The organism is Streptosporangium canum, assembly GCF_900113865.1.
Taxonomy (GTDB): domain Bacteria; phylum Actinomycetota; class Actinomycetes; order Streptosporangiales; family Streptosporangiaceae; genus Streptosporangium; species Streptosporangium canum.
The window spans coordinates 1-17908 of the sequence record NZ_FOQY01000065.1 but is presented as its reverse complement, the minus strand read 5'-3'; the positions used below and the strand labels follow the sequence as shown (position 1 = coordinate 17908).

The 17908-nt window shown below is 68.0% G+C and carries 26 protein-coding genes and 1 pseudogene; 12 read left to right on the top strand and 15 right to left on the bottom strand.

Translation table 11 applies throughout. From position 1 onward, the window contains the following. The 4 genes from BM085_RS41785 to BM085_RS47130 form a co-directional block, all read right to left on the bottom strand. Nucleotides 1-959: hypothetical protein (locus BM085_RS41785; RefSeq protein WP_093892263.1), on the bottom strand; the 959-nt coding region annotated here is incomplete at its 3' end. 406 nt (nucleotides 960-1365) lie between these two features. After that, nucleotides 1366-1662 carry a UTRA domain-containing protein gene (locus BM085_RS41780; protein ID WP_281249918.1) on the bottom strand — a complete coding sequence of 99 codons (297 nt, stop codon included), beginning with the start codon at nucleotides 1660-1662 and terminating at the stop codon, nucleotides 1366-1368. Between the two features lie 380 nt (nucleotides 1663-2042). Next, on the bottom strand, nucleotides 2043-2693 hold the full coding sequence (locus BM085_RS41775; protein ID WP_093892262.1) for an MOSC domain-containing protein: 651 nt from the start codon (nucleotides 2691-2693) through the stop codon (nucleotides 2043-2045). Between the two features lie 70 nt (nucleotides 2694-2763). Then, entirely contained in the window at nucleotides 2764-2895 is a 132-nt protein-coding gene (locus BM085_RS47130; protein ID WP_281249917.1) for a hypothetical protein, read from the bottom strand. Here BM085_RS47130 and BM085_RS41770 point away from each other — a divergent pair. Continuing rightward, nucleotides 2894-3280: a VOC family protein gene (locus BM085_RS41770; RefSeq protein WP_425443297.1), complete on the top strand. Its 387-nt coding sequence runs from the start codon at nucleotides 2894-2896 to the stop codon at nucleotides 3278-3280. The two genes, BM085_RS47130 and BM085_RS41770, sit on opposite strands and share 2 nt — an antisense overlap. A gap of 216 nt (nucleotides 3281-3496) precedes the next feature. Here BM085_RS41770 and BM085_RS45105 read toward each other — a convergent pair whose 3' ends face one another. The 3 genes from BM085_RS45105 to BM085_RS41760 form a co-directional block, all read right to left on the bottom strand. Beyond that, entirely contained in the window at nucleotides 3497-3661 is a 165-nt protein-coding gene (locus BM085_RS45105) for a hypothetical protein (protein ID WP_177245541.1), read from the bottom strand. Between the two features lie 148 nt (nucleotides 3662-3809). Next, entirely contained in the window at nucleotides 3810-4370 is a 561-nt protein-coding gene (locus BM085_RS41765; RefSeq protein ID WP_093892260.1) for a cysteine hydrolase family protein, read from the bottom strand. Nucleotides 4371-4468: 98 nt separating this feature from the next. Next, nucleotides 4469-4942 carry a VOC family protein gene (locus BM085_RS41760; RefSeq protein WP_093892259.1) on the bottom strand — a complete coding sequence of 158 codons (474 nt, stop codon included), beginning with the start codon at nucleotides 4940-4942 and terminating at the stop codon, nucleotides 4469-4471. Between the two features lie 224 nt (nucleotides 4943-5166). Between BM085_RS41760 and BM085_RS41755 the strand changes: the two genes are divergently transcribed. Then, nucleotides 5167-5541, top strand: coding sequence for a transposase (locus BM085_RS41755; RefSeq protein ID WP_218158985.1), 375 nt, complete (start codon nucleotides 5167-5169; stop codon nucleotides 5539-5541). 11 nt (nucleotides 5542-5552) lie between these two features. Here the strand turns inward: BM085_RS41755 and BM085_RS41750 are convergent, their stop codons facing one another. Beyond that, a complete protein-coding gene (locus BM085_RS41750) occupies nucleotides 5553-6425 on the bottom strand; it encodes a sigma-70 family RNA polymerase sigma factor (RefSeq protein WP_093892258.1) in 873 nt (290 codons plus the stop codon). Between the two features lie 134 nt (nucleotides 6426-6559). Here BM085_RS41750 and BM085_RS41745 point away from each other — a divergent pair, with 134 nt between their 5' ends. Next, a complete protein-coding gene (locus BM085_RS41745; protein ID WP_093892257.1) occupies nucleotides 6560-6973 on the top strand; it encodes a VOC family protein in 414 nt (137 codons plus the stop codon). A gap of 576 nt (nucleotides 6974-7549) precedes the next feature. On the opposite strand, the gene BM085_RS41735 is transcribed toward BM085_RS41745, so the two are convergent. Further along, a complete protein-coding gene (locus tag BM085_RS41735; protein ID WP_093892256.1) occupies nucleotides 7550-8011 on the bottom strand; it encodes an HIT family protein in 462 nt (153 codons plus the stop codon). A gap of 679 nt (nucleotides 8012-8690) precedes the next feature. Between BM085_RS41735 and BM085_RS47125 the strand changes: the two genes are divergently transcribed. Beyond that, nucleotides 8691-8978: a hypothetical protein gene (locus tag BM085_RS47125; RefSeq protein ID WP_177245543.1), complete on the top strand. Its 288-nt coding sequence runs from the start codon at nucleotides 8691-8693 to the stop codon at nucleotides 8976-8978. A 95-nt stretch (nucleotides 8979-9073) separates the two neighbouring features. Here the strand turns inward: BM085_RS47125 and BM085_RS41720 are convergent, their stop codons facing one another. After that, complete coding sequence (locus BM085_RS41720; protein ID WP_218158983.1) at nucleotides 9074-10738, bottom strand: ISL3 family transposase; 1665 nt, start codon at nucleotides 10736-10738, stop codon at nucleotides 9074-9076. Between the two features lie 152 nt (nucleotides 10739-10890). On the opposite strand from BM085_RS41720, the gene BM085_RS41715 reads away from it, so the two are divergent. Then, a complete protein-coding gene (locus BM085_RS41715) occupies nucleotides 10891-11181 on the top strand; it encodes a group II intron maturase-specific domain-containing protein (protein WP_093892254.1) in 291 nt (96 codons plus the stop codon). 139 nt (nucleotides 11182-11320) lie between these two features. Here the strand turns inward: BM085_RS41715 and BM085_RS41710 are convergent, their stop codons facing one another. The 5 genes from BM085_RS41710 to BM085_RS46610 form a co-directional block, all read right to left on the bottom strand. Continuing rightward, a complete protein-coding gene (locus BM085_RS41710) occupies nucleotides 11321-12274 on the bottom strand; it encodes an NAD(P)-dependent alcohol dehydrogenase (protein ID WP_093892253.1) in 954 nt (317 codons plus the stop codon). Next, nucleotides 12271-12504, bottom strand: a complete 234-nt coding sequence (locus BM085_RS41705; protein WP_093892252.1) for a helix-turn-helix transcriptional regulator — start codon at nucleotides 12502-12504, stop codon at nucleotides 12271-12273. The genes BM085_RS41710 and BM085_RS41705 overlap by 4 nt, the downstream gene beginning before the upstream one ends. Then, nucleotides 12498-12929: a hypothetical protein gene (locus BM085_RS41700; RefSeq protein ID WP_093892251.1), complete on the bottom strand. Its 432-nt coding sequence runs from the start codon at nucleotides 12927-12929 to the stop codon at nucleotides 12498-12500. The genes BM085_RS41705 and BM085_RS41700 overlap by 7 nt, the downstream gene beginning before the upstream one ends. A gap of 342 nt (nucleotides 12930-13271) precedes the next feature. Then, nucleotides 13272-13595 (bottom strand): SDR family oxidoreductase, encoded by a 324-nt coding sequence (locus BM085_RS46615; protein ID WP_245790004.1) that lies wholly within the window; start codon nucleotides 13593-13595, stop codon nucleotides 13272-13274. Nucleotides 13596-13658: 63 nt separating this feature from the next. Beyond that, nucleotides 13659-13814 (bottom strand): ArsR/SmtB family transcription factor, encoded by a 156-nt coding sequence (locus BM085_RS46610; RefSeq protein WP_245790003.1) that lies wholly within the window; start codon nucleotides 13812-13814, stop codon nucleotides 13659-13661. 134 nt (nucleotides 13815-13948) lie between these two features. Here BM085_RS46610 and BM085_RS41690 point away from each other — a divergent pair, with 134 nt between their 5' ends. The 7 genes and pseudogenes from BM085_RS41690 to BM085_RS41660 all read left to right on the top strand — a co-directional run. Beyond that, nucleotides 13949-14275, top strand: coding sequence for a PadR family transcriptional regulator (locus BM085_RS41690; protein ID WP_093892250.1), 327 nt, complete (start codon nucleotides 13949-13951; stop codon nucleotides 14273-14275). Beyond that, a complete protein-coding gene (locus tag BM085_RS41685) occupies nucleotides 14272-14628 on the top strand; it encodes a DUF1048 domain-containing protein (protein ID WP_093892249.1) in 357 nt (118 codons plus the stop codon). The genes BM085_RS41690 and BM085_RS41685 overlap by 4 nt, the downstream gene beginning before the upstream one ends. Nucleotide 14629: 1 nt before the next feature. Beyond that, nucleotides 14630-14956: a DUF1048 domain-containing protein gene (locus tag BM085_RS41680; protein WP_093892248.1), complete on the top strand. Its 327-nt coding sequence runs from the start codon at nucleotides 14630-14632 to the stop codon at nucleotides 14954-14956. Between the two features lie 636 nt (nucleotides 14957-15592). Next, a complete protein-coding gene (locus BM085_RS41675) occupies nucleotides 15593-16003 on the top strand; it encodes a DUF1048 domain-containing protein (protein ID WP_093892247.1) in 411 nt (136 codons plus the stop codon). Next, on the top strand, nucleotides 16003-16767 hold the full coding sequence (locus BM085_RS41670) for an ABC transporter ATP-binding protein (RefSeq protein WP_093892246.1): 765 nt from the start codon (nucleotides 16003-16005) through the stop codon (nucleotides 16765-16767). The genes BM085_RS41675 and BM085_RS41670 overlap by 1 nt, the downstream gene beginning before the upstream one ends. 9 nt (nucleotides 16768-16776) lie before the next feature. Then, the gene (locus tag BM085_RS41665) at nucleotides 16777-17538 is read left to right on the top strand and encodes an ABC transporter permease (RefSeq protein WP_093892245.1); all 762 of its coding nucleotides are present in this window, start codon (nucleotides 16777-16779) and stop codon (nucleotides 17536-17538) included. 35 nt (nucleotides 17539-17573) lie between these two features. Continuing rightward, nucleotides 17574-17908, top strand: a pseudogene (locus BM085_RS41660) (cytochrome P450); the annotation flags it as partial.

Sequence of the window (17908 nt, the reverse complement as noted above, 5' to 3'; positions counted from 1 at the left end):
CTGATCCACCCGTCATCGGTGCTTCTTCCCTGCACCCATTCGGTGTTCACGCCGGTGAGGTTGGCCTTGTCGGCCGTCACGGTGCTTTGCCCGCCGGAGTTGTTGGAGATCTCCACCCCCGTGCCGGTGAAGGTGACGCGCCCCTTGGTCGCGTCCGTCGTGCCCTGGACCCAGGGGGTGTCGATGCCGGTGGTGGCGGTGAGGGTCTCCAGGACGGGATTGCGCACCTGAACGGTCGTGGTGAGGTAGTGCTTGCGCTGGGGCGTGCTGCGGGAGGTGGCGACAAGGATGTAGGTGGTGGCCCGTTTCGGGGCGTCTGCGGCGGCCGGTGACCAGGAGCGCGTGTTCGAAGCGATGGACCTCTGTCCGCCTGGGAACAGGATCTCGTAGCTGAAGTCGTCGGAGCCCTCCCAGCTCAGCGTGAGGGTGTCTGTGTCGTCCAGCATGACCTTGTCCGGGCGGAAATCACACGGCGGCGGAATCTCCTTGGCAGCGGTCTTCACCAGCGACACCACCGCGACGCTGCTGCTCAGGCGCCCGGTCCTGGTTCTGCCGGTGTTCTCGGTCACCTTCAGCACGGCCAGCCCGGCGGCGGGAGCGACGGTGACCTCCTCCAGCGTCAGCACCATGTGGTCACCGGGAGCGAAAGAGGCCCTGCCGCCAGGGGCGGTGACCTGGAAAGCGTTGGAGCCCTGTGGTCCCGGCTGGACGCTCACCGACGACAGGGTGCCCGACCACGTGCCGTACTCCCCCTTGGGCTTGATCGTGGTGAGGTCCGAGGTGAGATCGCCGGCGCCGTTGCCGACGGGCACCTGCACCGTGATCGTGGACCAGAACGCCGCCTGCTGCCCGGTGTTGGTGACGAGCAGGTACACCGTCCCGGTGGACGGGGGCCGCCCGGCCGCCGACGCCTCCAGCGGCGCCGGGTCGGTGAGGAGGGTGTAGGTCAGCATGGTCATGGTTGCGACTCCTTCTCCTGGAGGGCGGCGCGGGCCGATGACCTGCGCCCTATGAGGGGAGCGGGCCGGGCAGGACAGGCGGCGAGGTGGGTGAGGTGTCGGGAACCCGCCGCTTGTGACGCGCCAAAAAAGATCACTCCTAGATCCAAACGCCAGTATTGGAGCGCGACAAGATCACCGAAGGAGGGCATAACAGGGCGGTTCAGCAACACTCTCAGCGTCTTGACGAGCATTCGGACCAGGCGCCACTGGCCGGGACCCCCGTGGCGCGGTTCTGCCGTCAGCGGCTCGCGGCGTACAAGGCCCCTCCGCGTTCAGGATCGAGAGCGAGTTGTCCAGGAATGCGACGGGCGAGGTCCGCGAGAACCTGCTCGTCGCCACGGCGGGACAGACCGCACACAGGTTCTCAGCTGGTGGCGCCCCAGGTGAGAGAGAGGCCGGTGGCGGCGCGTTCGGTGCGGATCTCCATCATGCTGCCGAGGATGGTGGCATGGTCGGACACCATGGGCGTGGCGTCGAGCGTGTAGGTGATCCGGGAGCTGACGAGCACCGGGCTGCCCTGCGGCTCGTGGAGGTGGCGGGCGGCGGCGGGCTCGAGCAGACCGGGCCGGACCACCTCGGACGCCCGAGCGACCGTCACTCCCGCGTCGGCGAGGAAGGACCTTCGGCCGCGACGCCCGGTGCGGCCCGCCCCGGCCGTCACCGCGGTCTTCGCCGCAGCGGAGCGCGGGCCTGGCCGGTGTCGGGTCTTGGCGCGGGCGCCCTTGGCCTTGACCTGTGCCCGGCGGCCGGTCAGGTCCAGGTCCTCGATGCCGTTCAGTCAAGTGCGACGAGCTCGGCTCGCCCGGCTGATCAACTCGGGGGGCGGCGAGATTTGGACCAGAATCCGGCGATAGCGGGGTTCCCCCGGCCACTGCGCGTCAGACGGCTGACTGACAACTACCGCCGGTCACTTGGTAGGTGTTCAGTAGGTCGTCGGTCTTGACGTGAAGTGCGGTCGCGAGGGAGCCCAGCTCTGTCTTCACACACCGACGTTGGACTCCCTCGTCGCATGCGCGCAGACGATGTCCTGAAATCGACCACCTATGTGGTCGTGCGTCTGCGGGCCAGTTCCCTGCCCTCCTCGATCAGCGCGTCAGCGACCAGCAGTCGCGGCAGTAGGTCCGGTTCGAGTGTCATCGCGCGGAAGACGAGCGCGACGGTCACGTCGTGGTCGGGCCGGTGCGCGATCTCGATGGGGTCGCAAACCCGGATGTCTCCCGTCTCGATCACGCGCAGATAGGCGCCCGGCACCGCGGCCTGGGTAAACCGCTTGATCCAGCCCTCTCGCTCCAGCCAGCCCTGAAACGTCGCGCATGGGATCCGCGCGCACGACACCTCCAGGACCACGTCCGGCCCGATGCGCCAACGTTCACCGATCAGGGCGCCGTTGACGTCGAGGCCGAGGGTCGTGAGGTTCTCCCCGAAGACGCCGTTGGCAAGCGGCCTGCCCAGCTCGGCCTCCCACCCGTCGAGATCCTCGCGGGCATAGGCGTAGACGGCCTGGTCGGAACCGCCGTGGTGCTTCACGTCGTAGACGCGGTCGCCTACGAGACCGACCTCGCCGGTGCCCTTGGGGCCGGGCGCGATGACGGCGACCGGGCCGTCGACAGGCCGCTTGTCGATGCCTGTCGCGCTGAGGCCCTTCCACGGGTTGGGCCGGGGCTTGCCGACATTGACGGAGAGCAGCTTCATGCGTGCGACGGTACGGCCCTCTGCACGCCGGGGCGACTCGTTTCCCTGCCGACCCTTTGGAATCGATCATCTAGATCTCGTAGTCGATGTGGCCGTCGGCTCGCAGCGCGGCCAGTGAAGCGGCCGGCCGGGGTGGACATGTCCAGCGCCTGATGGGGCCGCCTTCGAAGAGCGGCTGGCCACCCGCCACAATGTCGGCCATGGCTTCTCTTGTGCACCACGTGAGCATCGACTGTGCGGACACCTACCGGCTCGGAACCTTCTGGGCCGAGGTGCTGGATACCAGGATCAGCGACGACGACCAACCTGGTGACCCCGAGGCCTTGGTCGAGGCAGAGGGTATCTCGATCCTGTTCATCGCTGTACCCGAGGGCAAGACGGTCAAGAACCGGGTCCACTTCGACATCCAGCCCACAGACCGCACTCGCGACGAGGAGGTCGAGCGTCTGCTGTCCCTCGGCGCCACTCTGGTTGGCGACCGCCGCCGCCCCGACGGCTCCGGCTGGGTCACCCTTGCCGACATCGAGGGAAACGAGTTCTGCGTCGAACGCAATGCCGCCGAGCGGGCCGCCACCACCACCTCCTGACCTTCCGCCGAGCGTCGGTGCGCCGACTCAGCCTCCCGGGTGATCGCAACCGATCACCCGGGGATGCAGGTCAGCCGAAGGGGTGTAAAGCATCAGCTGAAGTAGGACAAAGGTGTCTATGTCGGTCGTCACAAACTGGGCGTGGACACCCTCGCCCTATCTCCGCAGCCACGTCTCCGTGCCGCCACACCTTTGAATCAATCATCTGGCCTGCATTCAGCGGTAGCCGGTCAGGCCGTCCGCCAGTTCTTCTTCGTCGCCGTCCCGGCGCGCGGACCGGGCCTGCCGCAGGGCGAAGGTGGGCGGATGGTGGCGATGCGACTGCCCCCGCGACCCCCACCATCCCGGGGGTGGGGGTGAGTCCGAGTGGGGCCAGTTCACGCCGTCAGCATCACCCAGCCCCTCAGGGAGGGGCTGAAAAGCTGATGTCCCGTGACGTCGGACCTTGAGCTCATGTCGTCGAAGGCTGAGCGGTCAAGTGCGCCGTCTCATCGCGGGCATGGCCCAGATCGTCAATGCTCGCGGCTGGTCACAGGCGGGCGGTCCACTCGTGGCTCGTGAGGACGTCAGCACCCCTGGCCGGGAAGACGCGGTTGATCAGGAAGTCGTGCACGTCCGGTTCCCCGTCGGCGCAGGCGTCGCTGAGCACGGTCAGACGGTAGTCGCGATCGGCGGCGTCGTAGAGCGTGGCGGCGACCATCGCCCCGGTCGCGACACCGGTCAGCACGATCGAGTCGATGCGCTGGGCGCGCAGGAGCAGATCGAGGTCGGTCCCCGCGAACGCGCTGGCGCGGCGCTTGAGGACGACCGCCTCACCCGGCAACGGCGCGATGCGCGGGTGCACAAGCGTCTCGGGGGATTCTTCGTGGAACAGCGTCCCCGCCCCGTGCAGGCCGCTGATCACCTGGTTTCCCGCTCCCACATCAAGGCCTGAGGCCCGGAGCCCGAAACGTATGAAGATCACCGGGATTCCGGAGGCTCTGGCCGCGGGGACAACCCTTTCCATGACGGGAAGCACGTCGGCGGCGAAGGGGTAGTTGTCCACGATGCCCGTCTGCAGGTCGCCGACGATGAGCGCGGTGGTGGTCATACGGTTTCCTTGTCTGTACGGCGCGCCATCGGCCATCCTCCACGGTCGCAGCCTTGGCGTCGTTGTCGTCGATCTAGTACGACGATAGTGGGGCATGTTCACGTATAGGCCATTGGCCGCGTCGCAGGCGGCTGTCGCGAGGCGACTACCCGGTTCACCTGTCGCGGCTGGGTGAACCGCAGCATATTGCCGGAGGGATCGAGGAAGGCACAGTCGCGGACGCCGTCGGGCTGGTTGATCGGTTCTTGCATCACTTCAGCGCCCGCCGCCTCGATGTGCTCGAAGGTGGCGTCGCAGTTGTCGGTCACGAAGACAAGACGGTGGCCCATGAGGCCCTTGGCCGTCAGGTCCTCGATCGCCTGCCGGTCGGCCGGCGAGGCACTCGGGTCCGCGCCGGGCGATTCGAGGAAGATCTGCACGTCCGGCTGCGACGGCGGGCCGACGCTCACCCACCGCGTCCCCCCGGCTTCGACGTCGTTGCGTACCTCGAAGCCCAGCACGTCACGGTAGAAGCCGAACGCCTCGTCGACGTCGTGGACGGCGAGAGCGCAGGACGACAGCTTGAGATTCATGCCGGTTACGCTGCGGATCTGTCGGGGAGGTTGGCTCACTGGCGCACCGTCCTGTTGTCGGCAGTCGAGAGACCGCTGATGCACCCGAGGTGCCGCCGGGCTACCGCCCTGCTCGCTCGGCCCCGAGGTCCACGATGAGTTCCGCGGGGTCCGGCGGCTCTTCGGGACGTGCCGACCGTCGACAGGGCTGAGCTCCCCCGAGCGCCGAACAGTGAGCTGACCGGCTGCCGGCCGAGATCGGCGACTGCCGCGCCCGCTCCCCCGACCCGTCGGCGCTGGCCTGCCTGGCCGGCGTCGCGCCCTCCACCTGCCAGTGCGGTAAGCACAAAAGCGTCGGCTTCCGCTGGGCGGTCAACAAACAGCCGCGCGACGCGGTCTGCGACTTCGCCGCCGACTCCCGCCGCGCCGACCCCTGGGCCGCCAAGCTGTATGACGACGCCATCGCCCGCGGCAAGGACCATCCGCACGCCACCCGCATCCTCGCGCGGGCCTGGCCGTATGTGATCCGGCACTGCCGGCAGGACGGGACTGCCTACGATCCCGCCAAGCATGGAGCCCTTCAGTCCCTGCTCAGACAAGATCAACCGGCGGCAGCTTGACACAGGGCTACTCATCGCCGCTCCTTGTCGCCGGCGTGAAGTAGGACGATGTCGAGGTCGCGGAGCCGGTCCGGGTCGGTGTCGATGGCGATGCGGGTGATCTTCCCGTCGCTGACGGTGAACGCGAAGACGGCCTTCGGCCGGCCGCGGTGCGACCAGACAGCCGCCGGAACGCCGTCGACCAGAGCGAGCCGGGCGGCCTGAGCTCGCCCGGCGAAGAAGGCCGCCACCGCGTGGGCGCCGCGGACCTCGACGGCCACGGCGTCCGGATCGAGCAGCTCGAGCAGGGCGGCGAAATCCCCGCTCCGGGAGGCGGCAAGGAAGGCGGCGACGATTTCCCGCTTCGCCGATCGCGCGGCGTCGGACGCGTCCGCCGCGCCTTGCACCCGGCGCCGGGCCCGGCTGGCGAGCTGCCGGGCAGCCACCGGGGAGCGGTCGATGATGGCGCCGATCTCGCCGAACGACACAGCGAAGACGTCGTGCAGGACGAACGCGAGCCGTTCGGCGGGAGTCAGCGTGTCCAGCACCACCATCAGCGCGACACCGACCGAATCGGCCAGCAGCGCCTCGTCCTCGGGGTCGGCCTGGCCGGTCGGGTGGGTGCTCGCGTGCGGCCCGGCCGGCTCGGGCGGCAGCGCCCCGGCCGACTCCTCACGCCGGGCCCGGCGTGCCTCGAGCATGTTCAGGCAGACCCGGGCGACGATCGTGGTCAGCCACCCGGCCGGATTCTCCACCTGACCGGTGTCGGCGCGGCTGACCCGCAGCCACGCCTCCTGCACCGCGTCCTCGGCCTCGCCGGGTGAGCCGAGCATCCGGTAGGCCACCGCGTGCAAGCGGCCTTGGTGCTCGGCGAACCGCTCGCTCAGCCAGTCCTGCTCGACCATCTGTCACATTCCTCCGTCTCGGCCTGTCATACCAATTGACCGGCGAACCCACGCCGATGTGACATCCGGGCCCGGCCCGGGGTGTTCGGCCTGCCGGTCCAGGCAGCACATCCACCTCGAACAGGAGATCCACCATGAAAGCGCACGTGAGCTCAATCCTGCTCGGTGTCCGGGACCTGGAGCGGGCCAAGCGGTTCTACACGGACGGTCTCGGCTGGAAGGTCAGGAACGACTACGGCATCTCGGTGTTCTTCGAGTCGGACGGGGCCTCGCCTGTCGGCTTCTACGGCCGCGAAGGCCTGGCCGGCCAGGTGGGCACGGGCCCGGAGGGCAGCGGCTTCAGCGGGCTGGTCCTCACCTACGTCGTCCGCAGCGAGGCGCGGGTCGACGAGATCATCGCGGAGGCCGAGAAGGCCGGCGCCACGATCCTCAAGCCCGCCGGCGCCCTGCCGTGGGGCGGGTACGGCGGCTCCTTCGCCGACCCGGACGGCTACATCTGGAGTCTCGGCTACAGCGCCCAGGGAACGGACCAGCCCTACGCGGAGTAGCCGCCGAGGAAAGCCTCTGGCAGGCATGGGTGACGCGGCCACTGCCGGCATGCCGGCCGGACCCCGCCGGCCGGATGGCCCCTCAGCGTGACCGGCGTGACCTGCGCCGAGGAGCAGGTTCGGCGTCAACGCGGGATCGTATCGACGCCGAACCACCACGCTTTGTCGGACGAGGCGTTTGCGCCGCTCCAGCCCTTGGTGGGGAGAACGCCGCGCGACGTCCCCGGACACGCCACACCCGGCGAGGCCGGGGCCGGCGCGCGGCTGATTTGCGACCGCGACGATGCTGGGACCCCGCCAGGCGGCGTTGCGGGTGGTTCCAGCGTTACCCCGTCTTTCGATGGCCGACGTGGCCGTCCCACAGGAACTCCGGCCCGCGCCGGTCTCGGCTACGACCGCGCCCGCGTCCTGCTCAACCAGTACGCAGGCCTCGACCTACACCGGTTGCGCCACAGCGCCGCCACCCACCTCGGCGAGGCCGAAGTCCCGCTCCAGCTCATCAGCCGCACGGGCGGCAGGCGATGCGGAAGGCCGGGCGCGGCATGGGTGCCTCCACGATCCGGTACGCCTGTGCCGTCAGCCGGTGGAGGGTGGTCCGGGGCAGAGCGCGTACAGCGCAGCGCGCAGCGCGGACGCGTCCTGGTCCAGCAGCCGCCGCTCCCTGCTGATCGGGTCCACCTGAAGCCTGAACCCGTCCCCGCGGTGCCGCGGGAACACGTGCAGGTGCACGTGGAACACCTGCTGGCAGGCCGCTTCGCCATCGGCGAGGAAGACGTTGACGCCCTCGCAACGCAGCCGTGAAAGGCGCAGCGCACGAGCCAGACGGTGGCCGATCCGCCACATGCGTGTGCTGGTCTCCTCGTCGAGGTCTTCGAGCCCCACGGCATGCGCGCGCGGTACGACCAGCGCGTCGCCGGGAGCCACGGGATGGATATCCATGATCACGACGACGGCCTCGTCCTCGTAGGGCACACTGGCCTCAGCCCGTCCCGCGACGATGTCGCAGAACACGCAGGGGAGGCCGTCCGGGACGCCCATGTGCCCATCATCTCACCCGCGGACCGGCCCCGTCCGCGCTGACCTGGTGTCGCTGGAACCTCGCCTCCCAACCCGCGTTCGGCACCGGTAACCGGGCGGCAGCGGAAGACCGGGCGAGATCGTCTGGAGGCCGCCGAGCGTGGGCGCACGGCAGCGTTCACACGATTGCGACCTGGGCCTTTCCACCCACTTCTTCAGCCCGGGATGGTGTCTTTCCCAGTTCCTCCCGCGAGGGTCCCATCGCGGGTGAGGAGGGGAAGTCCACCGACCCGAAGGCGCGGCTGAGGTTGCTCGCCAGCAGGCCGGCGGCGGCCACCGGAGTGGACGCACTCCCCCACGCGCAATGGTCGGCGCGGCCGCACCCGAACCGGACGGAGCCTGACCCCGCCGCTGGCCACCTGCCCGTTTCCCCTGGGCAGGCCGCTGCCTCGTCCGGAGACGGAAGACAGTCACCCCCCGGGTGTGTTTCCCGTCCGGGCGCGATGCCCTCGACCGCCGCCCCTGCGATTTCCCGCCGTCTCAGAATCCAGATCCGAGACTCCGCTGCCCGGGGAGGCGGAATCTCGGAAGTCCGATCTCGAAGCAGATTCGGAGATTGGCGCCTCTCGGAATCCGAGGTCGTGTTCGACTGTTCCGGTGCCGCGCTCTTTTCCCAGGTGAGCGCCTTCAGGATCAACCCATGGCCGGCGTCGGCGCCGACCAGCCGGGCACCGCGTTCGCGCAGCAGGACGGCAGCGGCACGGCCGATGCCGCGTGCGGCGCCGGTGACGACGGCGACCCGCCCGGCGAGGTCCCAGGAGGACGGGAGGGGCGGCGGGATGTCGTGAACGGAGGTCATGGTTTCCTTCGTTCAGCGTCGGCGGGCGGGACGGACGACGATCTCGTTGACATCGACGTCGGGCGGTTGGGCGAGGGCGTAGGAGAGGGCTCGGGCGATGGCGTCCGGCTCGATCGCGTGCGGCGGTAGTCGCGCATGTCCTGCGCGGCGCCGGGGTCGGTTGTGAACGGACACGAGGAACTGGCTCTGGCGCAGAGATCGTGAACCCGTGACTGAGGGTGAGCTCAGTGGGAGAGAAGGACGCGTTTTCGGAGGAGGTCGAGGTTGGCTCGGCCGAACATCTGTCGCTTGAGGTGCTTGATGCGGCAGACGTTGCCCTCGACTGCGCCTGAGCTGTGGGCGGAGGTGAGGCCGTTGGTGACGGCATTCTGGTCACGGCGGATGCCGCGGGCAAGGGAGTGCAGGGCGGGGAAGTCGCCGGTCTCGATGTCGGTGAGCCAGCCTTCAAGGTGCTGGGTTCCAGTCCGGTTCGTCATCATCTGGGCGAAGTCGGCGACATATCCGGCGAGCGAGGTCAGGCGTGCGCTGCGCGCTTTGAGCTGGGCGAGCTTGGTGGCTTCGTCGGTAGTGAGGTGGTCGGGGTCGCTGGTGATCCAGCGGGTTGCTTCACGGACGGTCGGTGGCGGCGCGGGCAGGTCGGCGACTTGCTGGTAGGGGCGTAGTGGCAGGACGAACCGGCGGACGGAGCGTTTGCTGCCCCCGTAGCCGCGGGCGGTGATCTCGGCGTGCAGCTGGGCAGCGTCGTGTACGCCTTCGTTCCAGCGCTGATGCAGGTAAGGAGCGTGCTGGTCGATCTGGCGGATGCTATGCCGGGGTCCGTTGATGAGTTCCTCGGCGGTGGTGGCGGAGCGGAACTTGCGGATCGTCTTGTCGGTCAGGCCGAGTATCTGGCAGATCTGGGTGTGGTTCTTGCCCTCGGCTATGAGCGTGTGGACGGCGGCGTGACGTTCCCGGGTCCGGATCGCGGTCAGCGACTCGAGCTGGACCGGCATCGGGGCTGGTTCCTCGACGAGCGCCTGGTGTTCAGGTTCGGGTTCGCGCAGGTCAGCGCGGTGAGCGCGAACGGTGTTCTCGACCGCGACGCACAGGTTGTTCCACAAATGCCAGCGATCCGCGATCTGGGTCGCCTCGGGTGCACCTTCCCTGGCTCCTTCGGCGTAGCCACCGGCCCGGTCCCGGCAGATCACCTCGACTCCCGGGCGTTCCCGAAGCCATTGCGCCAGGACCTCGCCCGTCCGGCCGTCCAGCACGTCGATCGGCCGGCGGGATCCCATGTCGATCAAGATCGTTGCATAGGAATGGCCTCGTCTTTTCGCGAAATCGTCGACCCCGAGCACCGTGACCTGCTTGATCTCCGGATCGGGTAAGGCTCGGATCAGCCGGATCAGCGTGTCCTTGGACGCCGTCACGCCCAACGCCGCGGCCAGCCGTGAACCCGCGCGCCCGGCCAGTGCGAGCGCGACCGTCTCCAGCAGCCCGCGCAGCAGCGGAGTGCGGTGCTGGTGCCACTGGGTCAGCCCGGGTACCTGCTCGGCGAACGTCTCCGACTCGCACGAGCCGTTGACGCAGAAGAAGCGGCGGACCTCCAGCTCCACCTGGAGCGGTCGCCCGGCGCACGCCAGGTCCCGCAGCTGTCGCCGATACCGCGAGTGGACCCGGCTCGACGGCACTCCGCACGCTCTGCAAGACGCCTCCACGCCCCGGGTCCTCGCCTTGACCAGCACCTCATCGTCGGCCACGGTCACCGCCTCGACCTGGACATCCTTCAAGTGCGGCAGAAACGAATACAACAAATCAAGACAGCAGGCTTCCCCGCCCGCCAGCCGGTGCAGCACAATGACCCTTCGCGGCCGCTCGTAGGTGATCAAGTTCTTGGCGAACCAGATCATTACGGAGCGGCCGCTCCCGCATGCACCCTGTTACTCAATTGCGACCACTCGGACAACGGGCCCATATCACTGAACGTCACGGGTTCACGATCTCTGCGCCAGAGCCACTTTTACATGGCCATCAGCGGCGACACGCACTTGGCCGTTGACACTTGCGCGGGTGGGCGAACTACTTCCGGCATGCGGTGGCGAAAGATGTGTTCAACGCGATCGACTCCTTCGCCTGGCGTCGCGTCGCGAGCTGGATCTTTCGCAAACACTCGCTGCTCAGCCGTCAGGAGATGCGCCGCAGATTCTGCCGACCGGGCACCTGGAGAATCGTTCATGACGGCATCGAGCTCACCGGCGCTGCCAGTGTGAAGGTGACCCGATACCGCTACCGGGGGCACAGCATCGCGACCCCCTGGACCCCGACACCGGCAGCCGCCACAGCCAGCGGCTGACCAACGGCCACGACATGTGGAGAGCCCGGTGCTTCGAGAGGAGCACGCCGGGTTCGGCGGGCGGGCCGGGGAAACGGAGTGATCGCAAGGTCAGCACCGCGCCCCGGTCCGACCCAACAACGGCGTTGATCTTGCCGGGTCAATCAATCGTGATGACGAGTTTTCCGGGCGCGTTGCCCGCCGCCAGGTCACCCACCGCGGTGGAGGCCTCCGCCAGGGAGTACGTGCGCCCGACGGCCGGTCGTACGGCCCCGGCCTCGATGAGGTCGCGTAGCGTGTCCAGGTCGGCGGTGCGGGTCAGCGAGATCGGCGCGTCCAGGCGCTGGCGCGTGAACGGGGTGATCAGCCGGACGGCCAGCGGCCGGCCGAGCCCGCCGAACCACCGACCGCCGCCCTCGCCGCCGACGATGGCGAGCCGGCCGCGCTCGGTGAGCAGCCCGCGCAGCAGGGCCAGCGGCCGGATGCCCGCGATGTCGATGATCAGATCATATGTCCCGGTGAGCGGCTCGCGCGTGTAGTCGATGACGGCCTGGGCGCCCAGTGACCGGACGAGGTCGGCCTTGGCTGTGCTGCACACGGCGGTGACGTGGGCGCCGCCGGCGACCGCGAGTTGCGTCGCGAAGCTGCCCACTCCGCCGCCGGCGCCGATGACCATAACCTTCTCGCCGGCGGTGACCTGGCCGACGGCCCGCAGCGCGGTCACCCCTGACACGGGTACGGCCGCCGCTTCGGTGAAGCTCAGGTTGGCGGGCATGCGGGCGAGCTTGCCCGGGCGGGCGAGCGCGAACTGCGCGTACGCGCCGGTCGCCGCACCGTACACCTCGTCGCCGGGGCGAAACGCGGTCACGTCGGCGCCGACGGACTCCACGACGCCGGCCACGTCCATGCCCGGCACGCGGTTGCGGGGCCTGCGCAGGCCGAAGCCGAGGCGCCCGATGAGCGGCAGCCCGGTCATGACATGCCACACGCCGTAGTCGACGCCGGCCGCGTGCACCCGGATCAGGACATCGCCGGCACCGCGCGCCGGAATCGGGACCTCGCCGAGGCTCAGCATGTGCGGCGGGCCGTACTCGTCCTGGACGATCGCCCTCATGAGGGGTCTCCTTCGGTGTCGGGGTACTGGAAGACGTCGTCGAGTCCGACCCGGAACACCCGGGCGATGCGGAACGCCATCTCCAGCGAGGGGGAATAGCGACCCTGTTCGATCGCGATGACGGTCTGGCGGGTGACGCCGACCCGGTCGGCCAGCTCGGCCTGGGTCATCTCGTCGTGCGCGAACCGCAGGGCCCGGATCGCGTTGGTGACCCGCGTCGGCTTCACCACGCCTGGAAGCCGCCCTTGCGGTACGCCATGATCTTGGCAAACGAGCTGAGCACCGCCGACAGCACGAACGCCAGGTAGACGGCGTTGGCGATCCAGAAGTGGCGCAGCTCGGCGATGGCCATGACCAGTACGGCGAGCGCGCCGATGACGAGGATCGACTGCCCGATGCGCTCAGTGACCCGGTTGATCTCACGGTCGCGCTCGTCAGTGCGGTCGGCGCCGTGGCCGCCCGCGATGGCCATCGCGATGTTGGCCACGATCGCGGCGACGATGGCGCCACCGATGGTCCACAGCAGAGTTCCCGCGTATGCGACGTCGGCGAGCGGGCCGTCGCCGGCCCGGCCCAGGACGGTCGCCACGTAGATCGCGTACGCGCCGACGGAGACCACGATCATCACCCAGGCGCGCTTTTCCTCGAAGGCCATGCCCGCTCCTCATGTAAAACAAAGCTGACATCGACCAATGTAAAGCGCCCCAGACACCATGTCAAAGTTTATTTACATGCACGACCGGCGACGCCATAGCGCCCGGCGCGGTGTTGCCGCAAAACATCCACAGTCGGCCGGACGGCGCAGGTCGCACCGGCCCGCCCTCATCGGAAGAGCCGCCGAATCTGGGCTACTCCGGTTCGCGCCGCTGTGCGGCCCCCTCGCCGCCGCCCAGCGTTGACAAGGCGAGTCACGGCAAGATCAACGCCGTTGTCTGGGGCTCATGACACGTTTCTTACCGGCATCCCTGGTCCGTCCACCAGGATTTCTCGTGACCGCTCACCTGGAGTCGTTTGGCCATCCACCTGGCAGGTGATGTCCGCCGATCAGGAGTTCCTCATGACCGCTTACAGTCGGTGATGGAATCGGCGACTTCGGAGGCGACCACCCCGGGGAGATGGTCGTGACCCGGATCGAGGGATCGGACTCCTGCCGCAGGCCCTCGGTGATCGCCCAGGCGGCGTACCTGGTGGCGCAGTAGACGGCAGCGGCGGGCGAGACCTGATGTGCGCCGATGCTCGCGATCGTGACGAAGTGGCCGCCGCCCTGCGCGGTGAACACCGGCAGGGCGGCGGCGATCCCGTGGACGTTCACCTCGATCATCCGGTCCCATTCCTCGACGAGCAGGCGGGTCCAGCCGGGAGAGCGGCATGACCCCAGCGTTGCTCACCAGGACGTCGACGCGGCGGGTTCGGGGACCTGAAGCAGCGCCGGCAGCCGTTCCAGAGCAGGCGGCAGCACCCAGTAGTACACCCATGTGCCGCGCCGCTCCGACCCGACGACGCGGGCCTCGCGCAGCACCTTCCGGTGGCGGGAGATCATCGGCTGGGACCCGATGATTCGGATCGCTTCCGTGGTCCGCGCTCACCGCTCGCTGGACATCTCCGGCTCACTACTACGTGCTACTGTGTAGTGGTACTCGTTACTACAAAGTACCAGGACCGAAGAGGACCACGATGGACGACCTGACGGAGATGCTGAAGGGCACGCTTGAGGGCTGCGTGCTTGAAATCATCGGCAGCGAGGAGACCTACGGGTACGCCATCACGCGTCGGCTGAACGAACTCGGCTTCGCCGACGTCGTCGAGGGGACGGTTTACACCATCCTGCTGCGGCTGGAGAGGAACGGGCTCGTCCAGGCGGCGAAACGACCGTCCGGGCTGGGCCCGCCGCGCAAGTTCTATGCGCTCAACGACGCGGGGCGCGAAGAACTCGCAACGTTCTGGTCTAAATGGGAGTACATCACATCACGGATCGACAAGCTCAAGGAGGGCGGGAGATGAACTTCTGGGAGACCATGACAGGCAGCGATCTCACCAGGGAATGGAAGGCGTTCGAAGCCCGGGCCGAGGCATTGCCGGCCGACCACCGGGCGGCGTGGGAAGAGATCAAGGGTCATCTTTCGCTCTACTCGGACTTCACAGGCCGAAACCTGATGCCGATTCTCGACAATGCTCTGGGGCTGCTCGAAGAGACCGCGTCCGACGGGCAGGGCATTCACGAGGTTCTGGGTGACGACATCGAGGGCTTCTGCGCGGCACTGGCCGGCGGAGAAGGGGCTCGGAGTCATCGCGACCGGTGGCGCGAGCAGTTGAACAGGAACGTCGCGAAGAAATTGAGCCGGCCAGGAGGCTGACGTGGGCATCCAAGACATCATCGAGGGCAAGAAGCAGTGGCGGGCGCATATGGCGCGGGTCAAGGCGCTCCCGCCGGACTATCAGATCGTTTACAAGGAGATTCAGAGGTACATCTTCAAGGTTGGACCGATCGACCTGCTTGACGGATCCCTGCTCTCAGGGATCCTCGATTTCTTCGAGGAGGGCGTCGCGGCCGGCAAGGGAGTCCTGGAACTCATCGGCAATGACGTCGCCGCCTTCTGCGACGACCTGATCAAGGACTCGCGCACCTACGCGGACGTCTATCAGGAGTCCATCAGCGGGAAACCCGGCACAGCCGAGAAGTAACACCCGTCGACCGGTGCCGGCGGAGTTCTTCGACGGGTGAGCCGAAGAAGAACATCGGGCCCCTGACCGTCGACAGCCCGCTTGCCGCTGCACGCGCCGAGTTATGCCGGCCGCCTCCCGCCCAGCGCCGCCACGCCCGCCTGCCGCAGGACGCCCGCGACCGCCAGGCCCTCGACGCCGGCGAGGACCACTTGCGTGTCTTCTGCGAGTAGGCGCCGTCCATCTGGACGGGCCCCCGGGAGGGTGCTGGAACACCCCCTTCGAGACCGCGCCCGCTGCGGCAGAGCACGGCGAACGGAACCCCGATCCTCGAAGACCCCGGGGAGGATCCCGTGGACGCCGGACCACCCCTTGGGAGACGTCTTCCCCCAAGGGGTGACGGACTCGCTCACGAACAGCGATCAGGCCGCCCGCACCCACACGCTCAAGCTCCCGCTACACACCTCAGCTATTCGGCATTGCTAAGTACCAGTAGTCAGTGTTACTGTTTACCGGTAGTCAGCAACACCAAGTAGCCAAAAGGAGGCATCCCATGGGCAAGCTCGTGACGGAGATGCTCAAGGGAACGCTGGAGGGCATCGTCCTGGCGATCCCGTCCGGCCGGCTCGAACAGCTCCGCAAGGGAGGAAAGTAGACATGGCTACAGGATCGAACGAGCCGAAGAGCCGCTACCTGCAGTACCTGGAGATCGCTACCGGATCGCTGGAGGAGAAGAAGCGCTACCGGCAGTACAAGGCACGCATCAAGCAGCTGCCCGAGAACTACCGCATCGCGGTCGAAGCCTTGGAACGCTACCTGATGCACTTCGGGCCGGCCGACGGCGCCGGCGCGATGGCGATGTACGAGGACCTCGCCGATCTGTTCGAGCAGAGCGCGGCCGACGCCACCCCGATCCGCGACCTCTTCGGCGACGACCCCATCGAGTTCGTCGAGACGTTCATGGCCAACTACCCCCTCGGCCAGTACCGGGCCCGCGAACGCAACCGCTTCACCAGCGCCATCGCCCGCGCCGCCGGCGACACCCCCCCACAAGGCAGGACAGAGTGATGACGACCCAGCAAACCCCGGCGATCCAGGTGCACGGCCTGGAGAAGTCGTACAAGGAGCTGCGCGTACTGCGCGGCGTGAACTTCGAGGTGGCGCGGGGTAGCGTCTTCGCCCTGCTCGGTTCCAACGGAGCGGGCAAGACCACCGCCGTGAAGATCCTGTCCACGCTGCTCAAGGCCGACGTGGGCACCGCCCGCGTCAACGGCTTCGACGTCGCCACGCAGGCCGCCAACGTGCGCGAGTCGATCAGCCTCACCGGGCAGTTCGCCGCTGTGGACGAGATCCTCAGCGGGCGGGAGAACCTTGTACTGGTCGCCCGGCTGCGGCACCTCAAGGACCCAGGAAAGATCGCCGACGACCTGCTGGAGCGGTTCTCGCTGACCGACGCGGGCGGGCGGAAAACGGCGACGTATTCGGGAGGCATGCGCCGCCGCCTCGATATCGCGATGAGCCTGATCGGCGATCCGCCGGTCATCTTCCTCGACGAGCCGACGACCGGGCTCGACCCTCAGGCCCGCATCGAGGTGTGGCAGGCCGTCAGAGAGCTCGCCGACCGGGGCACGACGGTGCTGCTCACCACGCAGTACCTGGACGAGGCCGAGCAGCTCGCCGACCGGATCGCGATCCTCCACGAGGGCCGGATCATCGTCAACGGCACCCTGGCCGAACTCAAGCAACTGCTCCCGCCCGCCAAGGTCGAATACGTCGAGAAGCAGCCGACGCTCGAGGACGTCTTCCTCACCCTCGTCGGTACGAAGGCATAAGGAACAACGATGAGCAAGCATTTCTTCGGCGACACCACTGTCCTGCTGGGACGATCCCTGCGCCACATAACGCGCAGCCCGGACACCATCATCACGACCGCGATCATGCCGATCGCCATGATGCTGATGTTCGTCTACGTGTTCGGCGGCGCGATCAGAACAGGGTCGGCCTCGTATGTGAACTACATGCTGCCCGGCATCCTGCTCATCACGGTCGCCTCGGGCATCGCCTACACCGCGTACCGGCTGTTCATGGACATGAAGGGCGGCATCTTCGAGCGCTTCCAGTCGATGCCGACCGCGCGGTCGTCGGTGCTGTGGGCGCACGTGCTGACCTCGCTGGTCGCTAACCTGATCTCGCTCGGGGTCGTGATGCTCGTGGCCCTGCTCATGGGCTTCCGCTCGGGGGCGGGAGTGCTGGCGTGGCTGTCGGTGACGGGCATCCTGATCCTGTTCACCTTGGCGTTGACCTGGATCGCCGTCATCCCCGGCCTGTCCGCCAAGACCATGGAAGGCGCGAGCGCGTTCTCCTACCCGCTCATCTTCCTGCCCTTCCTCAGCTCGGCGTTCGTGCCCACCGCCACCATGCCCGGCCCGGTGCGCGCCTTCGCCGAGAACCAGCCGACGACCTCCATCGTCAACGCCATCCGCGCCCTGTTCACCGGGCAGCCGGTCGGCACTGACATCTGGGTCGCCCTCGCCTGGTGTGTCGGCATCCTCGTCGTCGCATACGTCCTCGCCATGAGGACCTACCGACGCAAGATCTCCTAGGTCGGCCGCGTGCCTGCACATCGAAAGGAAAGATCATGAACGATTTTGTCCACACCGTCACCACGCTGCCGACCGCGCGTCAGCCCGGCTGCCCCTTCGACCCGCCCAAGGAGCTGATCGACGCCCGCGAGCACGGCCCGATCAGCCGCCTCCCCTTCCCCGACGGACACCAGGGCCGGCTGATCACCGGCTACGACCTGGTCCGGTCGGTCCTGGCCGACCCGCGCTTCAGCTCACGCAGGGAACTCATGCGCCACCACCCGCTGGCCGACCTCGGCGACATCGAGGTCCCGCCGGCGCCGCCCGGTGAGTTCCTGCTGATGGACGAACCCCAGCACGGCCGCTACCGCAAACCGCTGGTGGGCAGGTT

Excerpts from the sequence above, each read along its gene's own strand:
- BM085_RS41775 (WP_093892262.1), bottom strand. The coding sequence starts at position 2,693 with ATGAAGCTGCTCTCCGTCAATGTCGGCAAGCCCCGGCCCAACCCGTGG.
- BM085_RS41770 (WP_425443297.1), top strand. The coding sequence starts at position 2,894 with ATGGCTTCTCTTGTGCACCACGTGAGCATCGACTGTGCGGACACCTAC.
- BM085_RS47130 (WP_281249917.1), bottom strand. The coding sequence starts at position 2,895 with ATGGCCGACATTGTGGCGGGTGGCCAGCCGCTCTTCGAAGGCGGCCCC.
- BM085_RS41765 (WP_093892260.1), bottom strand. The coding sequence starts at position 4,370 with ATGACCACCACCGCGCTCATCGTCGGCGACCTGCAGACGGGCATCGTG.
- BM085_RS41760 (WP_093892259.1), bottom strand. The coding sequence starts at position 4,942 with ATGAATCTCAAGCTGTCGTCCTGCGCTCTCGCCGTCCACGACGTCGAC.
- BM085_RS41750 (WP_093892258.1), bottom strand. The coding sequence starts at position 6,425 with ATGGTCGAGCAGGACTGGCTGAGCGAGCGGTTCGCCGAGCACCAAGGC.
- BM085_RS41745 (WP_093892257.1), top strand. The coding sequence starts at position 6,560 with ATGAAAGCGCACGTGAGCTCAATCCTGCTCGGTGTCCGGGACCTGGAG.
- BM085_RS41735 (WP_093892256.1), bottom strand. The coding sequence starts at position 8,011 with ATGGGCGTCCCGGACGGCCTCCCCTGCGTGTTCTGCGACATCGTCGCG.
- BM085_RS47125 (WP_177245543.1), top strand. The coding sequence starts at position 8,691 with ATGGCCGGCGTCGGCGCCGACCAGCCGGGCACCGCGTTCGCGCAGCAG.
- BM085_RS41720 (WP_218158983.1), bottom strand. The coding sequence starts at position 10,738 with ATGATCTGGTTCGCCAAGAACTTGATCACCTACGAGCGGCCGCGAAGG.
- BM085_RS41710 (WP_093892253.1), bottom strand. The coding sequence starts at position 12,274 with ATGAGGGCGATCGTCCAGGACGAGTACGGCCCGCCGCACATGCTGAGC.
- BM085_RS41700 (WP_093892251.1), bottom strand. The coding sequence starts at position 12,929 with ATGGCCTTCGAGGAAAAGCGCGCCTGGGTGATGATCGTGGTCTCCGTC.
- BM085_RS46615 (WP_245790004.1), bottom strand. The coding sequence starts at position 13,595 with ATGATCGAGGTGAACGTCCACGGGATCGCCGCCGCCCTGCCGGTGTTC.
- BM085_RS46610 (WP_245790003.1), bottom strand. The coding sequence starts at position 13,814 with ATGATCTCCCGCCACCGGAAGGTGCTGCGCGAGGCCCGCGTCGTCGGG.
- BM085_RS41690 (WP_093892250.1), top strand. The coding sequence starts at position 13,949 with ATGGACGACCTGACGGAGATGCTGAAGGGCACGCTTGAGGGCTGCGTG.
- BM085_RS41685 (WP_093892249.1), top strand. The coding sequence starts at position 14,272 with ATGAACTTCTGGGAGACCATGACAGGCAGCGATCTCACCAGGGAATGG.
- BM085_RS41675 (WP_093892247.1), top strand. The coding sequence starts at position 15,593 with ATGGCTACAGGATCGAACGAGCCGAAGAGCCGCTACCTGCAGTACCTG.
- BM085_RS41670 (WP_093892246.1), top strand. The coding sequence starts at position 16,003 with ATGACGACCCAGCAAACCCCGGCGATCCAGGTGCACGGCCTGGAGAAG.
- BM085_RS41665 (WP_093892245.1), top strand. The coding sequence starts at position 16,777 with ATGAGCAAGCATTTCTTCGGCGACACCACTGTCCTGCTGGGACGATCC.